The organism is Candidatus Chloroploca mongolica (genome assembly GCF_004762035.2).
In the GTDB taxonomy this organism is placed as follows: domain Bacteria; phylum Chloroflexota; class Chloroflexia; order Chloroflexales; family Chloroflexaceae; genus Chloroploca; species Chloroploca mongolica.
Window position 1 is genome coordinate 91,562 of the sequence record NZ_SIJK02000005.1, and the last position, 19,878, is coordinate 111,439.

Annotated in this window: 11 protein-coding genes and 1 tRNA gene; 5 read left to right on the forward strand and 7 right to left on the reverse strand. The window is 60.0% G+C overall.

Annotated elements, in window-relative coordinates; all coding sequences use genetic code 11:
• The first annotated feature begins 443 nt into the window (after nucleotides 1-443).
• The 4 genes from EYB53_RS04370 (at nucleotide 444) to EYB53_RS25520 (ending at nucleotide 4,542) form a co-directional block, all read left to right on the forward strand.
• A complete protein-coding gene (locus EYB53_RS04370; protein WP_135477006.1) occupies nucleotides 444-3,095 on the forward strand; it encodes a winged helix-turn-helix domain-containing protein in 2,652 nt (883 codons plus the stop codon).
• 144 nt (nucleotides 3,096-3,239) lie between these two features.
• Complete coding sequence (locus EYB53_RS04375; RefSeq protein WP_135477007.1) at nucleotides 3,240-3,539, forward strand: DUF8691 family protein; 300 nt, start codon at nucleotides 3,240-3,242, stop codon at nucleotides 3,537-3,539.
• 2 nt (nucleotides 3,540-3,541) lie between these two features.
• Nucleotides 3,542-4,252 (forward strand): DUF4386 domain-containing protein, encoded by a 711-nt coding sequence (locus EYB53_RS04380; protein WP_167857253.1) that lies wholly within the window; start codon nucleotides 3,542-3,544, stop codon nucleotides 4,250-4,252.
• A gap of 23 nt (nucleotides 4,253-4,275) precedes the next feature.
• Nucleotides 4,276-4,542, forward strand: coding sequence for a zinc-binding dehydrogenase (locus EYB53_RS25520; protein WP_371879066.1), 267 nt, complete (start codon nucleotides 4,276-4,278; stop codon nucleotides 4,540-4,542).
• Between the two features lie 165 nt (nucleotides 4,543-4,707).
• Here the strand turns inward: EYB53_RS25520 and EYB53_RS04390 are convergent.
• From EYB53_RS04390 to EYB53_RS04415, 6 genes are all read right to left on the reverse strand, one after another.
• Nucleotides 4,708-4,782: transfer RNA gene (locus EYB53_RS04390), tRNA-Gly, on the reverse strand.
• 82 nt (nucleotides 4,783-4,864) lie between these two features.
• Nucleotides 4,865-5,632: an SDR family NAD(P)-dependent oxidoreductase gene (locus tag EYB53_RS04395; protein WP_135477010.1), complete on the reverse strand. Its 768-nt coding sequence runs from the start codon at nucleotides 5,630-5,632 to the stop codon at nucleotides 4,865-4,867.
• A 124-nt stretch (nucleotides 5,633-5,756) separates the two neighbouring features.
• Nucleotides 5,757-8,738, reverse strand: a complete 2,982-nt coding sequence (gene glgX / locus EYB53_RS04400; protein ID WP_135477011.1) for a glycogen debranching protein GlgX — start codon at nucleotides 8,736-8,738, stop codon at nucleotides 5,757-5,759.
• Between the two features lie 13 nt (nucleotides 8,739-8,751).
• Nucleotides 8,752-10,371 (reverse strand): collagenase, encoded by a 1,620-nt coding sequence (locus tag EYB53_RS04405; RefSeq protein ID WP_167857254.1) that lies wholly within the window; start codon nucleotides 10,369-10,371, stop codon nucleotides 8,752-8,754.
• Nucleotides 10,372-10,489: 118 nt separating this feature from the next.
• Nucleotides 10,490-11,383, reverse strand: coding sequence for a retropepsin-like aspartic protease (locus EYB53_RS04410; RefSeq protein ID WP_135477013.1), 894 nt, complete (start codon nucleotides 11,381-11,383; stop codon nucleotides 10,490-10,492).
• Nucleotides 11,384-11,495: 112 nt separating this feature from the next.
• Complete coding sequence (locus tag EYB53_RS04415) at nucleotides 11,496-12,329, reverse strand: alpha/beta fold hydrolase (protein ID WP_135477014.1); 834 nt, start codon at nucleotides 12,327-12,329, stop codon at nucleotides 11,496-11,498.
• Nucleotides 12,330-12,740: 411 nt separating this feature from the next.
• On the opposite strand from EYB53_RS04415, the gene EYB53_RS04420 reads away from it, so the two are divergent.
• The gene (locus EYB53_RS04420) at nucleotides 12,741-14,951 is read left to right on the forward strand and encodes a xanthine dehydrogenase family protein molybdopterin-binding subunit (protein WP_135477015.1); all 2,211 of its coding nucleotides are present in this window, start codon (nucleotides 12,741-12,743) and stop codon (nucleotides 14,949-14,951) included.
• Between the two features lie 280 nt (nucleotides 14,952-15,231).
• On the opposite strand, the gene EYB53_RS04425 is transcribed toward EYB53_RS04420, so the two are convergent.
• A complete protein-coding gene (locus EYB53_RS04425) occupies nucleotides 15,232-19,764 on the reverse strand; it encodes a C39 family peptidase (RefSeq protein ID WP_135477016.1) in 4,533 nt (1,510 codons plus the stop codon).
• Nucleotides 19,765-19,878 lie beyond the last annotated feature (114 nt).

The window sequence follows — 19,878 nt, forward strand, 5'->3', positions numbered from 1 at the left end:
CCGATTGCCCAGGATTGTTCGCCCCTGCTGCGCTGCATAGGGTCAGTGTAGTGCCTCCGAATTAAGCGAAGTTCAAGGCGATGTTAAATATCAACTGGATTTACCGCCTGCATTGCCTCACGCTCGATGGGCTCTTCCGCAACAAGGCGTGCTCAGGCAAAGAGCTGACGCATTGGCACCGAGAGAAACGTTAGGGCTACGCTGAAAATGGGGGAACCACGTTCCCCCATTTTCAGCGTAGCCCTGAGGGAAACGTCAGGGCTGATGCAAAGTCCCAGGAGGGTTTGATAGTGTCCGCAGATTACGCAGATTACGCAGATGCGGAAGCCCTCATCTGCGTAATCTGCGTAATCTGTGGATGATCAGACGGACTTTGCATCAGCCCTGAGGGAAACGTGAATTCGGTGTAAGATGATCAAGCAGATCGTGTATGATGAGGAGATATGACGGTTCCTATTCTCGCGACCAAGCTCTATATCCCGCCACCGCGACCGCAGACGATTCCGCGCCTGCGGCTGCTCGAGCGCCTGAATGCTGGGCTACGTCACGATCAGGGTACTGCTCGCAAGCTGACGCTCATCTCGGCTGCCGCTGGTTGCGGCAAGACCACGCTGCTCAGCGCGTGGGTCGCCGAGTGCCAACTGCCGGTCGCCTGGCTTTCGTTAGACGCCGGCGACAGCGATCCCGTTCGTTTTCTGGCCTACCTCATTGCCGCGCTGCAAACGCTTATGCCCGGCGTCGGCGCGGGTGTGGTAACAGCGCTGCAGGCGCCCCAGCCCCCGGCGCAGGAGGCGCTGCTTACCGCGCTGCTCAACGACGTCGCGACGATCCCCCACGCATGTCTCCTCGTTCTCGATGACTACCACGTCCTTGACGCCCCGCCCGTTGATCAGGCGCTCACCTTTTTCCTCACACACATGCCGCCCCAGATGCACCTGGTCATCGCCACCCGTGAAGACCCGCCGCTGCCCCTGGCTCGCCTGCGCGCCCGCGACCAACTCACCGAACTGCGCGCCGCCGACCTGCGCTTCACGCCGACCGAGGCTGCGGCGTTTCTCAACCAGGCGATGGGCCTGGGGTTGGCAGCCGATGAGCTTGCCACCCTGGAGGCACGGACCGAAGGTTGGATCGCCGGGCTGCATCTGGCGGCTCTGGCGCTGCAAGGACGCACAGACACGGCTGGCTTCGTGAGGGATTTCAGCGGCAGTCACCGCTTTGTGCTCGATTACCTGGTCGAGGAGGTGTTGCACCGGCAGCCTGCCAGCGTGCAGAATTTCCTGCTGCGCACCGCCATCCTCAACCGGCTCTGCGGCCCCCTGTGTGACGCGGTCATGAAGGATGCAGATCACGGCTCGGAATGCATCCCTCATTCTTCATCCCTCATCCTTTACGAGCTCGAGCGCGCCAACTTGTTCCTCGTGCCCCTGGACAATGAGCGGCGCTGGTATCGCTACCACCACCTCTTTGGTGATCTGCTGCGCCAGCGCTTGTACCAGCAGCAGCCGAATGTCGTGATCGCGTTGCACCTCCGCGCTAGCGCCTGGTATGAGGCAAACGACCTAGAGCTGGAAGCATTTCACCATGCGGCGGCAGCCAATGATGTAGCGCGGGCCGCCAGGCTGTTGGAGGGACGGGGCATGCCGCTGCTCTTTCGTGGCGCGGCGCAGCCAGTGCTGCGCTGGCTGGCGACCCTGCCCACCGCCGTTCTGGATGCCCATCCCGCCCTGTGGGTTACCTATGCCTCTGCGCTGCTGTTCGTCCAACAGGTGGTTGGCGTAGAAGCGAAGCTCACCGCAGCGGAAGCGGTGCTGCCGGACGCCCCATCCGACCCTGACCTGCGCGACCTGATCGGTCACATCGCTGTCATCCGAGCGACGCTGGCTGTAACCCGGCACGACGCCGCGATGATCATGGCCCAGGCGCAGCGCGCCCTGGCCTACCTGCATCCCCAGAACCTGCCAGTCCGCACCGCCGTCACCTGGGCGCTGGGCTATGCCCGGTATCTCCAGGGCGACCGAGGCGCGGCGGCGCAAGCCTACGGCGAGGCCCTCGCTGCCAGCGAGGCTCTCGGCCACTTCATCATTACCCTGATGGCCACGCTGGGCCTGGGCGAGATCGAGGAAAGGGCGAACCGGCTCCATTTGGCGGCGGAGCGCTACCGGCGTGCGTTGGCGCTGGCCGGCGATCCGCCGCTGCCAGTGGTTTCCACGGCACACCTGGGCCTGGCGCGCCTCCACTACGCCTGGAATGACCTGGCAACGGCCGAACAGCACGCCGAGCAAAGCCGCCACCTGGCGCGGCAGATTGAACACACCGACCGCTTGGTCGCCGCCGAGTTGTTTCTGGCGCGTCTGAAGCTGGCGCAAGGCGACCTCGACGGCGCAGCGGATCTGCTGACGCAGATCGAGCCGCAGATCGCGCAGCCGCACGTTGCGCTGCAATGGCCAGAGTATGCGTCTGTTCAACTGCTGCTCGCCCTGCACCAGGGCAAGCTGGCTGCCGCCGCTGCGTTGGCGCAGACCCACAACCTGCCCCTTCGCCGCGCCAGGGTGGCGTTGGCACAGGGCGATCCAGCGGCGGCCCTGACCACGCTGACCACCTATCGGCAGCAGGCCGAATCGAGGGGTTGGGCCGATGAACAGCTCAAGGCACTGGTATTGCAGGCGCTCGCGCACCAGGCGTTAGGGGAGGAGGAACCGTCCGTCACCGTGTTGGCGGAAGCGCTAAGCCTGGCCGCCCCGGACGGCCTCATCCGCCCTTTCGTAGACGCGGGGCCGTCATTGGCGCGGTTGCTGGCCGCAGCCGCCGCCCGCGGCATCAGGCCAGCGTACGTGCGTACCTTGCTGGCCGCCATCGCAGCAGAGATGCCGCCGGGCGAAAGCAGCACGCCACAGCTCTTGCATGAGCCTTTGAGCGCACGAGAACAGGAAATTTTGCGCCTCATCGCCCAGGGTTGCTCCAATCGTGAGATCGGCGAGCGGCTCTATCTGGCGCTGGACACGGTAAAAGGGCACAATCGCCGGATCTTTGCGAAGCTTCAGGTGCAGCGCCGCACCGAAGCGGTGGCGCGCGCCCGCGAACTGGATTTGCTGTAGTCTCCTGGCCCTCGCCACTGCTCCTCAAAAAACAACACCGCCAGACAACACCAACGTGTCTAGGCCTTCTCACGGGTTGTTGCTACACTGGCGAGACAAGCGTTACCAGCGCGCCACGCCCGCCGCTGTCAGGAGGAGCGCGAGATGACCAGTTATGGCAACCGGGACGTCGGCCCGGATCAACCGACGCTCTACCAGATCCGACTCCGGGGGCATCTCGGCAGCCAGTGGGCCGCCTGGTTTGACGGGATAACGGTGGATCTGACCGACGCTGGTGATACCCTGCTGACCGGCCCGATAGCTGACCAGGCCGCGCTGCACGGTTTGCTGCGCAAAGTGCGCGATCTCGGGCTGACCTTGCTGGCCGTTCAATGTATCCCTGGCGAGGCAACGTCCGTTGTGCCAGACGAAGGTGCAGCAACCCAACCCCCAGAAGGAGCGTGAAAATGCAGACCGAAACCAAAACGACAAGGCTATTGGGGATCGCCTTTCTCTTTCAGTTTATTACGTCCTTTAGCAGCGGCGTATTTTTCAAATCAGCCTGGTTTGTGCCAGAAGACATGAGTGCAACCATGCTCAAAATTGCGACGAATCCGGGGTTGGTGCGGGCCAACATTCTGGTAGATATGCTCACCGCCCTGGGCGTCACCTTTTTGGGCGTTATGCTCTATCTCACCCTGGGCAAACAGAACGAAAAGATCGCCCTGACTGCTTTGGGCTTTTACTTTCTGGAAGTTTCCTTGCTGGCCGTAAGCCGGATGGAAACCTTCGCGCTCCTGCGTTTCAGCCAGGCATATGTCGCCGCCGGACAGCCCGCTGAATTGCTGCTCCTGGGGCAGGTGGCCTACGAAGCGATGGATTTCACAGGCAATACGCTGCACATGCTAGCGTTTTGTCTGGGCGCAATCCTGTTCTATTCCTTGCTCGACCAGGCTCGGATTGTGCCCCGGTGGCTAGCGCTCTGGGGCCTCGTCACCGTGTTTCCGCTGCTGGTCGGCACCGTGAGCCAGATGTTTGGTTACACCATCCCGTTTCTTTTCTACCTGCCCTACGTTCCCTTTGAATTGGTGCTTGGGGTCTGGATTCTGGTCAAAGGCATACCAGAGCTACGCACGGTGCAAAGCCTCAATGTCATGACTCCAGTGGCACCCTCGTAAACTCGTTAACCCCGAACGGCATCCTGCTTTTTGCCAGCTTCAAGGGCCGGGCGCTGCTCGACATGCTCCGAACCCGCCTCTTTAGCCGTAAAAAGGTCATCTGCGCCCTGGCCGATGAGAACGTTGACAGCTTACTGCTGGTGAAGGAACTGGTCGAGGAGGGAAAGATCAAGGCACTGGTGGAAAAACGTTTTCCCCTGGAACAGACAGCCGCAGCACACCGCTACGTCGAAGCCGGCCACAGACAGGGCAATGTTGTTATCACGCTCGGAGCTTCCGGGAAGCTGTAAGCTTCCCGGAAGCTCCTTCGCGATCTGTAGCCATCCGAACGGGCACATGGCTACAGCCGCAGGCACACGGGAGCAGACTCTTGAACGTTGGCTACAAACTTGGCTACATGGACGCCAAAACCCGCCGAGTTTCTCGGCGGGTTCCGCATTAGCAAGCCTTAAAAGTGGAGCGGGCGACGCGACTCGAACGCGCGACCATCTGCTTGGAAGGCAGATGCTCTACCACTGAGCTACGCCCGCGTTGAGCCTATTCTACTATAGCCTGGCCCTTGTTGCAAGGGGGGCGTAGCTTCCGGGAAGCTTTCAGCTTCCCGGAAGCTACCTATCGCGCTTGCATTCTGATGGCCCCGTCAAGCCGGATGACTTCGCCGTTGAGCATCTGGTTTTCGATGATGTGCCGGGCGAGCCGGGCGTATTCGTCGGGTCGCCCGAGCCGTACGGGAAAGGGGACTTGCTGCGCGAGCGAGGTGCGTGTCTCTTCGGGCAGTCCCGCGAGCAGCGGGGTGTCAAAGGTGCCCGGCGCGATCGTCATCACCCGGATGCCAAAACGAGCTAGTTCGCGGGCGATCGGCAGTGCCATCGCGACAATGCCGCCTTTCGTGGCTGCATAGGCCGCCTGACCGATCTGTCCGTCAAAGGCGGCGATCGAGGAGGTGTTGATGATGATGCCGCGCTCGCCACTCTCGCCTGGCTCGTTCTGCACCATCACTTCCGCAGCGAGCCGGAGCACGTTGAAGGTGCCAACTAGGTTGATGTTCACGACCCGGCTAAAATGCTCCAGGCTCATTGGGCCGTCTTTGCCCAGTACCCGTGCGCCCCCGGCAATGCCGGCACAGTTGATGACGCCATCCAGTCGGCCAGTATGGGTGGTTGCCGCAGCAAGCGCCCGTTTGACCTCGGCTTCACTGGTGACGTCGGTTGCGACAAAATGGGCCTGTTCGCCGAGGGTCGCTGCCGTCGCTTCACCCGCAGCCGCATTGATGTCGGCAATGATTACCTGCGCCCCGGCCCCGACAAGTTCACGTGCGACCGCAGCGCCTAAACCTGAGCCGCCCCCGGCAATGAGAAAGGTGTGATTGTTGATGTCCATCTGGATTTCTCTTTTTCTAGCGCAAATAGCCCCAAGAATCGTTGCTTTGCTGGCAAAAAGGCTAGCGAAGCTGGCCTTTTTGCCAGCAAAGCAATGGGTTGTAAGGGCGGCAGCCCTTACATTTTTACCTGCGAAGCAACAGCCACTGAATCGCTTTGCCAAACCGGCGCCCCCAGGCTGCTTCGTTGTGTTCGCCGCCATGCTCTTCGATATACCGCAGCTTGCGGCCAAAGGTGTAGCCTTTGTCCATCAGCAACTGGCCCATGTTTCGTACGTCTTGTTTGAGTTGCACCTCTTCAGCCGTGCCGACATCAAGGTAGACCCGTCCCGGGACACCTTTGTACTGGCGTACGTAGTCAAATATGGCCCGTTCGCCAAACCAGAAGGCTCCACTCATCATCCCGGCGTTGCCAAAACTCTCAGGCCGCTGCAGCATGGCGTAGAGGCTGATCAGACCACCCATTGATGCGCCCATAAGCGTTGTAAACTCGGGGCCTGGCTTCGTCCGAAACGCACGGTCAATGTGTGGTTTGAGGGTGTTGCTCAGGAAGTCAACATAGGCGTCGCCGCGGCCCCCGCCCCCACTCGCTTCATCGAGAAACGGGCTGTACTCGTCAATCCGCTGTTCACCAATGTTGGGAATGCCCACGACGATCGCCTCGAGGCCCTGTTGGGCGAGCGCTTCCATCGTTTCGTCAACCCCCCATTCGACCCCGATGTAACTCGTTGTGGCGTCAAACAGGTTTTGCCCGTCATGCATATAGACCACTGGGTAACGCTCAAGGCCTCCGTTGTCGTAACTCGGTGGCAGGTAGACGAGAATATCCCGGTAGTTGTTTAGTTCCGGGCTGAAGAATCCGGCAATAGTGACGAAGTTGCCGGTGATGGTGCGCTTGGCCAGGGGCGGCCCGCCGATAAGCGGGGCTAGTGCGGCATGGCGGAGGTTGCTTTCGTACCGTCCATATTGCGCGGCCCACGTTTCGCCATCCTGACTCAAAATGACCAACGAGCGCCCTTCAAGGTTGTAGACGCTCCCGACCGGCATTGGTTCGGCTTCGCTGTTGTCTGGGTGACTGGTAGCTAGTTCAAGTTGCCAGTCTGGGCCGCCTTCATTCCCTGGCAGGGTGAAGGGGATTGTTTCGTGGTGCGCGTTGAGCAAGATCAGCAAGACATCGTCACGGATAATCTCTCCCGATGGGGCCCGTTCGGCAATCAGCTGGCCGTTGAGCAACATACCGATGCAGCGCGCCATGCCGTCGTCCCATTCGCTGTCACCCATCAAGACGCCATCCGGTCGGTACCATTCGATGTCTTTGATGCCTTCGCCGTGAATTTCGCGCCCCTGGAAGAAGGTTCCACGATGCAAGACCGGGTGTGCCTGGCGAAAGGCAATCAGGCGGCGGGTCCAATCACGGAGCGCTTGTTGTTCGTCAGTTAGTTCCCAGTCCATCCAACTGAGCGGGTTGTCCTGACAATAGACGTTATTGTTGCCACCCTGGGTTCGCCCGTATTCGTCGCCGTGCAGCAGCATCGGCACCCCCTGCGAGAAGAGCAGCGTGGCGAGCAAGTTGCGTTGTTGCTGGGCACGCAAGGCGTTGATGTCCTCATCATCGGTCTCCCCCTCGACGCCACAGTTCCAGCTATTGTTGTGGCTCTCGCCATCGTTGTTGCCTTCACCATTGGCATCGTTGTGCTTTTCGTTGTAGCTCACCAGGTCACGTAACGTAAAGCCATCGTGCGCCGTGATAAAGTTGATCGAGGCTGCCGGTGCGCGTCCGTTGCGTTCGTACAGATCCGATGAACCAGCGAGGCGGTACGCAAGTTCGGCGACCTGCGCTTCGTCACCTTTCCAGAAACGGCGCACGGTATCGCGGTATTTGCCGTTCCATTCAGCCCAGAGCACCGGGAAGTTGCCGACCTGGTAGCCCCCGGGTCCGACATCCCACGGCTCGGCAATGAGTTTGACCTGCGAGAGCAGCGGGTCTTGATGGATGGTGTCGAGAAAAGACGAGAGTTGCCCGCCTTCGTAGAGGCCTCGCGCCAACGCGGCGGCGAGGTCAAACCGAAACCCATCCACCCGCATCTCGGTCACCCAGTAGCGCAGGCTGTCCATGACGAGTTGCAGCGACCGCTGGTGTACCATGTTGAGCGTATTGCCCGTGCCGGTGTAGTCCATGTAGTAACGGGCATTGTCGTTCACCAGGCGATAGTAGGCTGGATTGTCAATGCCGCGAAAGCTCAGGGTTGGCCCGAGGTGGTTCCCTTCAGCGGTGTGGTTATAGACAACATCGAGAATGACTTCGATCCCGGCAGCATGTAACGCTTTGACCATCTGTTTGAATTCGCGTACATGTCCACCCGGTTGTTGGCAGCGCGTATACTCTGTGGCTGGCGCAAAGAAGTTGAGCGTATTGTAGCCCCAGTAGTTGCTCAAGCCCTGCTCTTCAAGATGGCGATCATTGGCAAATTGGTGTACCGGCAGCAACTCCAGCGCCGTAATGCCCAGATCGTGCAGGTACGCGATCATCGCCGGGTGCGCAATCCCCAGATAGGTGCCCCGCAGTTCGGCGGGAATAGCGGGGTGCTGCATCGTCAAGCCCTTGACGTGGGCTTCGTAGATCACACTATCATGCAGTGGGATATTCGGATGTTGATCTTCTCCCCAATCGAAACGTGGATCAATGACGACACAGCGCGGCAGATAGGGGGCACTATCGCGCTCGTCATACGAAAGATCTTCGTCAGGATGGAGAATCGTGTAGCCGTGGGTCGCATCGTGCCAGCGGATCGATCCGTGCAACGCCTTGGCATAGGGATCAAGCACAAATTTGTGTGGGTTAAAGCGTAGGCCATGCTCGGGTTGATAAGGGCCATAAACCCGGTAGCCATAGAGTTGCCCTGGGCGCAGGTTGCGCACATACAGATGCCAGACATGGTCAGTCTGCATCGTGAGTGGAATCCGCACCGCCTCACGTGGCGCCTCAGCATTTTCAAAGAGACAGAGTTCGACCCCGGTGGCCCGATCGGCAAAGAGCGCAAAATTGACGCCACTGCCATCCCAGGTTGCCCCGAGGGGGTAGGGTGACCCCGGAAGTAACGTGTCCATATTCCTCCTGACTCTAGCCTGATCCTGCCCGTTGCTCAGCACACCAGGTTTCAATCGCCCGATGCCATGCGCGTTCGGCCTCTTCCAGATTCAGCCCCGCAAGCTGCGACCAGTCACGCAGGTGATAGCGCTGCTCGCGATAGGCGGTATAGAGGCGCTGCAACGCCTCGGGTTGTTCGGTCACAAGATAGTAGGTAAAGGCCCAGGCCGCATCATAGTCGAAGGTACCAAAACGATCGTAGCCTTCGCGCTGGGCGAGCAAGACCTTCAGCCGTGGCCGTGGGGTGCGCTCACAGAGGCGGCGCAACTGGGCGGGACGAGGCGCTGGCCCTGAGGCGGTGAGCCCGGCCATCACTTCGGCAAGGCCCTCATCAGCCCATCCTTTTGGCTCGCGATGATAGCCCGGTGTGCGCCACTGCCCCGGAAAGAGGTGGGTTGCCGCATAGTGATGCGCTACTTCGTGACGTAAACTCTCGACCAGGCTATTCGCGCTCTGCTCACTGGTGCGCTGATGGGTGTAGATGATCATATTGGCATCGTCATAGAGCCCATCTACATCAACGGTAAAGTGGGTAAAGGCCCGCACATAATCGCGATAGATACCCTGACGTGCAAAGATCTTAATTTGTAGTGTCCGTGTCCCTTTTTCATCCATTGGCTCTGCCAGGTCTGGCCCAAAGAGGTGTCGCAGGGCCTCACGCACGTGGGTCACTTCGCGTAGCAAGGCTGCCATCTCATCAGTGGCAAGCCCGGCACGAATGCTCACCCCATCGTGCTCGCTCCGCTCGGTCAGGGTCAAAAACTCATACTGTTGCCGCAGGCTTGCCAGGTGCGTGCTCCCGCCCTCCAGCCGGTCACGGGCACGGGCCAGGGATGCACGCGCCGTCAGGCTACTCGGACTGCTCTCATACGTTGCGAGCAACCCGCGATCACGTGGGTCGGGCGCATCGTCAATCAGTGTGAGTGGGGGCTCGCCCTTCCACGCTTCGGCCAGTTCGTGCGTCAGCGTCGCGATCAAGTCTAAGCCGAGTTGATCCGTGCGCAGGCGGGCAATCACATGGGCCGCAGCCGTCCGCACCCCTGGATCATCCGAGCGAAGGCCGTGGAGCATAAAAGCCTGATCGTCGGGGTGAAGAACCCCAGAACGGGCGAGCATCAGCCGCCCGCGCGCTGCCGCTGCCCGATAGCGCAAGGCGGGGGCAAGGGTTTGCGCGTTGGCAACACGCTCGAAGAGCGGCGCAGCACTGAAACTCGGGTAAAAATAGCTGTCGAGCACCCAGATCGCATCTTGCAACAAAAAATTGTCATCGGCGTGCGCCAGTAGTTCTTGCAACACGAGCTGAACCCTGGACGCCCGTACCCGCAAGACGAGATCGCTTGCCCGACTCGCCTGTGGGCTCGCCGCCAGTCGCCCGAGCACCCGCACGGCATTCCGACGCTCAAGTTCATGGGTTCCACGCTCAATCATCGTGAGCAGCACATCGATCTCATTGACGCCAACACGTGCTTGCAGTGCCTTTGCGAGTTCTTCCGTACAGGCATAATTTGCCCCTGACAAGGCCGCCAGAAGAGCCGTCGTATCAGGGTAACTGGCCTCGGGACACGATGGTGTATAGATTGGTGACTGATGCATAGGGGCCTCTGCTATGGGCAACACTGACCCGGCTAACACCATGCAGAGTGCCATGATGATTGTCAGGCGTAACAACGGACGGGTCAACTTCTTCACGACTACAGTCGGCACTCCCATTTTATGACGGTTGGCTAGATGACTCAAGCACACAGATCGCCCGCCGATAATCAAGGGTCATGCGTTGGAAACGGGCAAGCAAGCGATTGCCAAGATTCGCTCGTCCCCCGCGCCCAAAATCGCCGCGACCGCTCTCGGGGGCATCAAGCTCAATCGCTTTCAGTTCAAACGGTCCAATGCGGAGGGCCTCGGCCCTCCCGTGCAGCGTCGTCACCCGTTCGACAAATCCACGTCCTTCGTCCACCTCGGCCTCGCCGCGGCGCAGACCGGCCAGATCCGCCAGATCCGGGCTAAGCGTGAGCGCCCCATTTGAACCGGTATCAATTGTCAAGAGCGGTAGCGGAAGCGGCACCGGCTGCACCTGGCCTGGCTGGCTCAAACAGAGCAGCGCAGCCCCATCAAAAGCCGGAAAATGTTCAAAAAAGCGCAACGGCAGAACCGCCCCGCCCGGCCCCGGCGTTGGAGGTTCAAGATCGGGATGGCATAGGCGCAACCGGCCTGCTGCGTAATCTATAGTCAGCGTCAACTGGCTCAAGACATTATAGCCCAGGACAAGATCGACCTTAAATGGAGCCTGGCGGAGATCGAGTGCAACCCCATAGAGATCGCGCAACTCAAGCTCACCGAGGCGCAGCCAGGGCAAGACGCTTTCGGTGAAATGCACGGCATCACTGGCTGCATCGGAACCCAGCGCAAAATCACCGAGACGCAGATCGAGTCGCCGCGCCAGACTCAGATCAATCGCCGATGGATCAGTGCCTGTATCAAGGAGCACCGTCAGCGGATGCCCGCCTGGCCCTGCGGCCACACAGCGAATCACCTGAGGCGCAAAGAGCAACGGCAGTTCAGCGATGCCGCTCGGCGGAAAATGCAACGTGGTGTGATCATCCAGCATAGCTTCTATGATACCACAGGGTATGGCCGCGAAAACTTGTGCTTGGCCTGGTGCCTCCCCTGAAAAACTGCTTGTGGGCGGTTTTGGCGGCTTCCGCCAAAACCGCTCACATTCAACCTAGACCGGCCAGGAAACCGGCGAGTGCCCCTTGAAACAAGCGCGGGCTTTCGATCTGTGGAAAGTGTCCGCAGTGGGGCAAGATGACCAGGTGCGCCTTTGGGATTTCGCTGCGGGCAACGTAACCGCACGCTTCGACCGGAAAGACCTGGTCGCTCTCACCCCAGACAAGCAGGGTCGGCATCGTAAGCTCGCCGAGGCGGGTACGCAACCCGGTGAGCCCGAGATCAGTCGCGGCATACTGGCGACTCAGGGCGGTCAGGGCACGTCGATTATCTTTGCCCATCAAGGCCGCCCGCCCTCGTTCCAGGATCTCGGCGGTGAGATGGCGTTCAGGGTCGGCAAACGCCGCCGTGAGCAGCATCCGCACCACGCGAGGCTGCGCCGAGAGCCAGAGGATCGCCTGGCCGACGAGCGGCCATCCTCCCGCCATGGTCAAGCGTGATGCTTCAACAAAGCCATCTGAGGCAACGAGCACCAGCCCATTGACGCGCTCGGGGTGCAACACCGCTGTTGCCAGGGCGTATTTGCCCCCCATCGAATGACCAATCAGCGTCGCCTGGGTGACGCCGCACTGATCAAGTATGCCCGTATAGATCCGCGCCATCAACGCCAGCGAATAGGGCGCATCCCCCGGCTTGGCCGAGCGCCCAAACCCAAGCGCATCCACGGCCATCGCCCGGTAGCCCATGTTAGCCACCGCCGCCACCGTAGGCCGCCAATCTTCGGCTGAACCAGCAAACCCATGCAGCAACAGCACCAGCGGGCCTGTCCCTGCCTCCAAAACATGGATCTTATAACCAGCGATCGTCACAAAGCGACTATGCATAGGTGCCTTTCAAAACTTGACGCAATGTAGGTATAATATACCAAGTTTGCAAACACGTCTTGGCTATGTCTGCCGGGCGAGGGCTGATGCAACGTCCGTATTTTGTCACCCTGAGCGCAGCGAAGGGTCTCGTCCCGATGAGGCGGAAGATGCTTCGCTGCGCTCAGCATGACCCGTGGGCAGGGACTTTGCATCATCCCTGCGTCGACCTCTGAGTCGTCTGTCAACGAAGTTTTCTTCTACCAGCGGGGGCTTCGACAGGCTCAGCCTCCGTCCGTTCTCCAAGCCCATTGCCCGCAGTTGGCTGAGCTTGTCGAAGCCAATCCGTATGTCAGACCACTTCGTTGCGCCTTTGCGCCTTTGCGTCAAAACAACCGCCTTCTTTGCAAGGTAGCGAAAGGATCTGAGCATATGATCGGCACATCCCTCCCGCGTCCTGATGCAACTGGCAAGGTGACGGGGGCGACCCGTTATCCAGGGGATCTGATCGAGCCGGGGATGTTGCACCTGAAGGTTGTGTTTGCTCATCGGCCCCATGCGCGCATTGTGTGCCTGGATACAACGGCGGCGCTGACCTATCCTGGTGTGGTTGCGGTGCTGACGGCGGCTGATGTGCCCCATAATGCGTATGGCCTGGTTGAACCTGACCAGCCGGTGCTCTGTGGTGAGGTTGTGCGTTTTGTCGGCGACCGGGTGGCGCTGGTGGTTGCGACGAGCCGCGAGGCCGCCGAGGTTGCCGCGGGCCTGGTTGAGGTTGCGTATGAAGATCTGCCGGTGCTTGCAGATGCTGCGCTGGCGCTCACGCCCGATGCGCCTCTGATCCATCCCGAACGAGGCACTAATCTGATCTACCATTGCCCAATCCGTAAAGGCGACGCCGAGGCGGCTCTGGCAACCGCTGATCTCGTGCTCGAAGGCGAGTTCTCGACCGCCTGGCAGGAACACGCGTTTCTGCAACCCGAGGCGGGCATTGCCTATGTTGACGAAGACGACCGCGTCATCATCCACACCGCCGGCCAGTGGCTCCACGAAGATCGCCGCCAGATCGCCGAAGTGCTCGGCTTGCCCGAAGCGCAGGTGGTCATCCGGTATGCGGCGATTGGCGGCGCCTTCGGGGGGCGCGAGGATCTTTCGGTGCAGCATCTGCTGGCGCTTGCCGCCTGGAAGCTGCGTCAGCCTGTGGCAATCGTCTGGAGTCGTGGCGAGTCGGTGATGGCGCATCACAAGCGCCACCCGGTGACGATCCGCTGTCGCTGGGGCGCGATGCGCGATGGGCGCATTGTGGCCGTGTCGGCCACGGCGATCGGCGATGGCGGGGCCTATGCTTCAACCAGCCAGGAAGTTATTAAGTGTGTCGCGCTCTTTCTCACTGGCTGTTACGAGGTGCCCAACATCCATGTTGATGCCTACGCCGTCTATACCAACAACCTCCCTGCCGGTGCCTTTCGCGGCTTTGGCGCGCCGCAGGCGCAGTTTGCCAGCGAAGCGATGGTGACCCGACTTGCCCACGCGCTTGGACGTGATCCTGTGGCGATGCGCCGGATCAATCTCTATCGTGAGGGGAGTCTTGAGCCCACGCAGCAGCCCTTGCCTGCGGGGGTCAGTGTGCGCACCTGTCTCGACACCTGCCTCACGACGCTCGCGACGTTGCCCGCGCTGCCGCCACCCGCCGCACCGCACCTCAAGCGAGCCTGGGGCTTCGCCTGTGGCATCAAGAATCTCGGCTATTCCTTTGGCTTTCCCGAGCAAGCTACGGCGACCGTTGAACTGCACGGCAGCACCATCATCGAGCAGGCCATTGTACGGATTGGGGCCGCCGATGTTGGTCAAGGAACGCATCTCATCTTGCGCCAGATTGCCGCTGAAGCACTCAATGTTACCCTCGAGACCGTGCAACTGATCGCCGAAGATAGCGCCGAAGCCCCCAACGCCGGCTCGGCCTCAGCTTCGCGGCTCACCCTGATGGCGGGGCGCGCCGTGCATGACGCCGCACTCGGGGCATTACGCGAATGGCAGAACGAAGAGCGTCCGGCGTGCGTGACCGTACAATACCGTGCCCCCGCGACGACCTCGCTCGACGCGGTAACCACTGCGGGCAGGCCGAACTATGCCTATGGCTACGCCGCACAAGCCGTCGAAGTTGAAGTTGACATAATCACAGGATTGGTGCGCATCGTGCGCATCATCAGCGTTCACGATGTAGGACGAGCCATCAACCGTCAGCAAGTCGAAGGCCAGATTGAAGGCGCCCTCGCCCAGGCGCTCGGCTACACCTTGATGGAGCACTTTCAGATGCGCGAGGGGCACGTTGCCACGCCCGGCCTCAGCACCTATCTCATCCCGACGATCCTCGACACGCCCCCGGAGATTATCCCGGTCATCCTCGAACTCGCCGACCCCGAAGGCCCGTACGGTGCCCGCGGCATGGCCGAACTGCCCCTGATCCCCTTCGCTCCCGCCGTCGCCGACGCCATCCACAATGCCACCGGGGTCTGGCTCAGTGAGCTACCCTTCACCCCGGAACGGGTGCTGCGTGCGTTGCGCACACCAACGTCGGAGGGGCGCGGCACCCCTCCGAGGAGATGGTTCAGCGTAGCGTTGCCCCCCCACCATTTGAGGTAACAGGCAAGCCTGGGAGCGCGGGCGTCTCGCCCGCGGGGTGCGTGCGCGGGCGGGACGCCCGCGCTTCCCAGGAGAAGGGTGAACAGATACTGGGTCGGGTGGCAGAGTGGCTTCTTCAAGCGCACCAGGCGTCAGACTCATTGAGCAAGAGGGGCACCCCTCGTTATGGTGCATCGGCCCTGGCGGTCGCATCCAGGCCTCCGCCAGGAATTATAGAGGGCAGTTGTCCTGCCAAACGAGGGCGACCGGCGTCCGGGCAAGGCCATCAGTTGTAATACCTTTAGCGCATAATAGAGGGCAAATAGACCCGTGCGGCAGGCTCTTCACTCGACTCGACGCTAACGGGGAGCGGAATGGCATACGGCTCGCTACGATTGCCAACCGCATCAGTCAGCATAACCCAGACGACCTGGCGTGGATCAAAGACCCATGGAATGGCTTCGTCGGTGTAGCGCACCACGGCGACGCCTTCCACCATCGCGGGATCATTGCTCAGGTAGACCCAGGCCATACCTGCTCGATCGTCTTCGATCAGCAGGCTTAACTGAGGGATGGTGCTGCTCTGGTCAACGAGGCTGCCGAGCAGACGTGGTGCGGTGGTGTCGAGCACATACAGCTTTGCGTAGACCTCGGAAAGGTTGCCAGCCTCGTCACGGAACTGAACATAGATCGTTCCACTCGCAGGCAGAGGATTGGGTACATTCCAGACGACGCGCTCGCGATAGGGTTGCCACGCAGCATCGCCAAAGTCTGGATCGCCACTGACGCGGAGTGCCTCAACACCTGAGCCGTCGTCTTCAGCCTCAAGATAGATGAGGAAACTGGTTGTATCCCCGCTGATAATTGGGTTGTCAAGCATGATGCTACCATAAGGGGCTGTCGTATCGAGCACAAAGGGAATTGTACTTACTTCAGAGAGATTCCCGGCCCGGTCACGGCTGCGAACATAGAGCGTCCCGCTCCGATCATCTCCTTCAAATGTCCACGCCTGCTGGGGATCGTAGGCCATCCAGACAGCGTCGGCAAAGTCTGCTTGCTCGCTAAGCTGCAACTCACTCAGGCCACTCACGGTGTCCTGTCCAATGATCTGGAGGGTGATTGCCCCGGCGGTGACGATCGGATCAGAGGTGCTCGGTCTGCTCTGGTCATTGAAGGTGTTCTGGCGACTGCTCGCTGGACTCAGACTCTCCATACTTCCTTCAACCCAGGCGCTACTGACAGGCGCGACCGCATCGTAGATAATCGCTGCACTATAGCTTCCCAGGATCGTCCCATCAGCGTTACGGAACCAGACATAGACCATGCGCGGGGCCGCCGGGTCGCCCGTCGTTGTGAGGAGCCAGTTCCGTTGCTTGGCGTAGGGTTCCCAGTCACGATCAGCAAATGTAGGATCACTGCTGAGGCGCATTGCCTCGGCGAAGGGTGCGCATAGCGTGAGGTTGACCGCTGCCTGCTGGGTATAGTTTGCCCCACCGTTGATCTGAATCGTGGCAAAGGGGCAAGCCGGAGTCGGCATCGGCTCAGGTTCTGGGCCAACGGGCAGAAGGGCCACTGCGCTGATCGGGAAATCGGCCAGGAAGCCGGGCCGGTGCTGGAACTGCTGGCTGCTTAACGTTGCCTGGTTGTTGGGCAGTGCGGCCTGACCGATGCTATTCTGCATCTGGAAGCTACCCGAGCTCAGTGGTATTGCTCCGGTGCCCGCACTCATACTGCCGCCTGTGGCGGTGAAGCGCTCAGAGCCAGGCACGATGAGAGGAATGGCGCGCAGGGCCGTTTCGTAGCCTGAACTGATCACATAGGAGGTGCTCTGCATAGCGCTAGTGCTGTAGCCCTGGCCTAGCGTACCGCGCCCAAAGAAACTCGCCGAGCCAGCTTCGGCGTTGCCGCCATCAAATGATGAGGCGAAGAGCCGGAAGTTGGCCGAGCGTGGATAGCGCCGGTTGACGTTCAGCTTCACTGTACTCACTGCTACCTCAGAGCTCAATCCGACTTGATCACGTACCTGCGCATAGACTGTCCATGACTGGCGGCTGATGCCCGGAATTTGCCAGATCTTGGTGGATGCAAAGGCTTCCCATTCTGTCCAGGTAGATCCATCGCCCGAGAAGCGCATCGCTGCGACTCCAGACCCACGATCAGCAGCCTCCAGCTCCAGCGTCACGCGGGTCTGCGCCGTTTCAGTGATCCCGCCACTGAAGCGAATGGCAACCGTCGGCGGATCATTATCGTAACGCAGCGTGAAGGCTGTCGTGCGCTCGCTCAAGTTGCCGACAGCGTCGCGGGTGCGGATAAACAGCGTATTGGTGTAGACGCTCCCCTCATCACAGGGCGGGCTATCGCTCTGGAAGCGCTCGCTCGTGAGCGTAGCACTATTTTCAGTGACCCGCCGTCCATCGTCAATCCGCCAGTTCGCCTCGTAGCCAGCCACGCCGGAACCCTCATCATGCGGCCTGACCCAGCTAAAGTCAGCCTGACAAGCCGTGCGTTGCCAGCGCTCATTCTCCACTCCGGCGGCGTGACTCAGGGCAGCCGGATTCTCTGGTGGGGTGCGGTCATAGCGGAAGGTGAAGAGGCGGACTTCGGCGCTTGCGTTGCCAGCATGATCCACGCTGCGCCCCAGCAGGTTGTAACTCCCGGTGAGCAACCCCTCCGGGGCAGGCGACCAGTTGGGTGGCGCGGCACCAGTGTAACTGAGCGTATTGATAAGCCGTCCATCACTCGTCATCAGGCGCAACTCGGTACGTGCAAGGCCCGCCCCGGCATCGCTCCCGTTACTCCAACGAAAGACCGGTGTGCTCACATCACGCTGCCAGACACTATCGCTTGTCCCGCCCAGTTCACTTGCCTCAGCGGGTGGCGTTGGTGGGGTACGGTCAATACGCACCACCAATTGACGGGCCGCCTCAAGATTGCCCACATTGTCGAGCGCCTGATACTCGATCGTCCAAACCCCGTCGTGTTCGAGGCTCAGGAGCGCCTCACTACCCGGCCAGGTGCGTCGCTCGTCGATTCCTGGCCCACGCAGCCACGTCCGCACTTCGCGCACCTGGCTAATCGCCTGACCATTGCCACCATCCACCGCCCTGATGTGCAGTTGCTGAGGCGTGTTATACCAGGTACGCCAGCGACTCGGATTGGCCTCGCCATTGAGGGCAGGCGTACTAGTAGGCGCACTGAGATCGATACGGAGATCGAGCAGACGACTCCGCACGGTCGCGCCCTTCTCATCGGTCGCGACAAAAGCGATCAGATTTTGTCCCACCATATTGTGCCGCTCATGCTGCCAACTCGTACCACTCAAGTTCTCGCTGGCAAGGTTCCCGGCACCTTCGCAGTGCGCGCAGTGCAACTCAACCCGCGTAACACGCCCATCGGGGTCACTCGCAGCCCCAGCGAACAGCCAGTTGGCCTGATTTGCCCAGAGCGGGCTATTTTCGGCGGGCAAAGGCTGCCCATTTGCGCTGGCAAAGCTGATCGCTGGCGGGCGATTCGGATTGATCACAAAAGGACGCGCCGGCGACCATTGACCACCCGAGACCTCGGGAATGACCGACCAGTAGAGCGTCCGGCCATAGAAACGCGACGGGAAATGCTCGGGCTTGCCATAAAAGACCGTATCCTGAACCCCCGAGCGATTCAAAACCGTCTCACCGCCACCATGCATATCGGCAACCGTCTTGACGCGCAGCACATACGTATTGCCGGCACAACTGACCGGTTCCCAGCGGAAGAGCGGACTATCGCCGACCGTCGCCCCGGCATGTGGCTCGACCATGCCGACCGGCCCACAACCAGATGGAGGCGGATTACTCCCACCGCCAATCACGATCTGCCGTGAACTCCAGGCACTACGGGTATTGCCCTGCCACGATGCAACGTGCCAGGAATAGGTGCCATCCTCAGGGAAAGAAAAACTATAGTTTGAGGGTGTCACCCCGGTATCAAGAATGATCCCATCTTCAGGGCCGCTCCCCCTCGTCACGTGCAACGTATAACCACGTGTCCCAGCACAGGTCACATCGGCCCAATCGAGGTGCGCGGTACGGCCCTCAATGCGGGCAGAGAGATTTTGGGGAGAGCAGTTAGGGGCGGGGGGCGGTGGTGGTGGTGGCTGCCCCGGAGTAGGAGTTGGGATTGGCTGATTGGTATCTCCTCCTCTGGGGCCGTTAATCGTGATAATCGAATTAATTTCACTGATGCTACGATCTGGATTAGTGTTTTCTGGATCTCTAGTGATATACAATCCGTTGCTACGTTTGCCAATAATGACAACCCAGTGATAACTATTTTGTCCTGGAATTCCAAGACCAACTATTACAGGAAGGCGTTGCTGTAAATAACTGTCAATTTCGCTTGAATTAGCTGATTGCCAGCGTCTGCTAGCATCGACTGAAACACCCTCTGGTGCACATAGACCTCCCCAATTCAATAAACATCCTGAAAATCCTCCTCTTTCACTTATGCAATTATTTAGGGATGGTGGATTAGTATAATCTGGTTGATGGTAGTTATAGACCATTGCAAGTGAAGTGATTGTACAGCCGTGGCTTGCAATGGTGAGGCCACAACTCGTAGAACCCAAGCGATCCGCATAATCTCTTTGCTTAAAACTTGGCACAGGGATTTCCGCAATTGCCTGCGTCAACTGAGCTTGTTGTGGCATAGCAGCAGGTTCAGTTGATGCTATGAAAGCATAATTCCGTTGCGCCTCGACGACTGTAGATAGGTAGAGTAAGGCTACAATACAGGCAAACAAGACAAACCCTTGTACGATCAGGCGTTTGTATTTTGAGGTGGCTTGTAGCGGTGACATAGGCGTTTCCTGGATCTATCACTGTGGAGCAAAGTTATGGAGACATCTCAATAGTGATATGCGCCTATGCACATTCCACGAGCATTGATCCGTCTCCGTCCGGCTCCCTCTCCC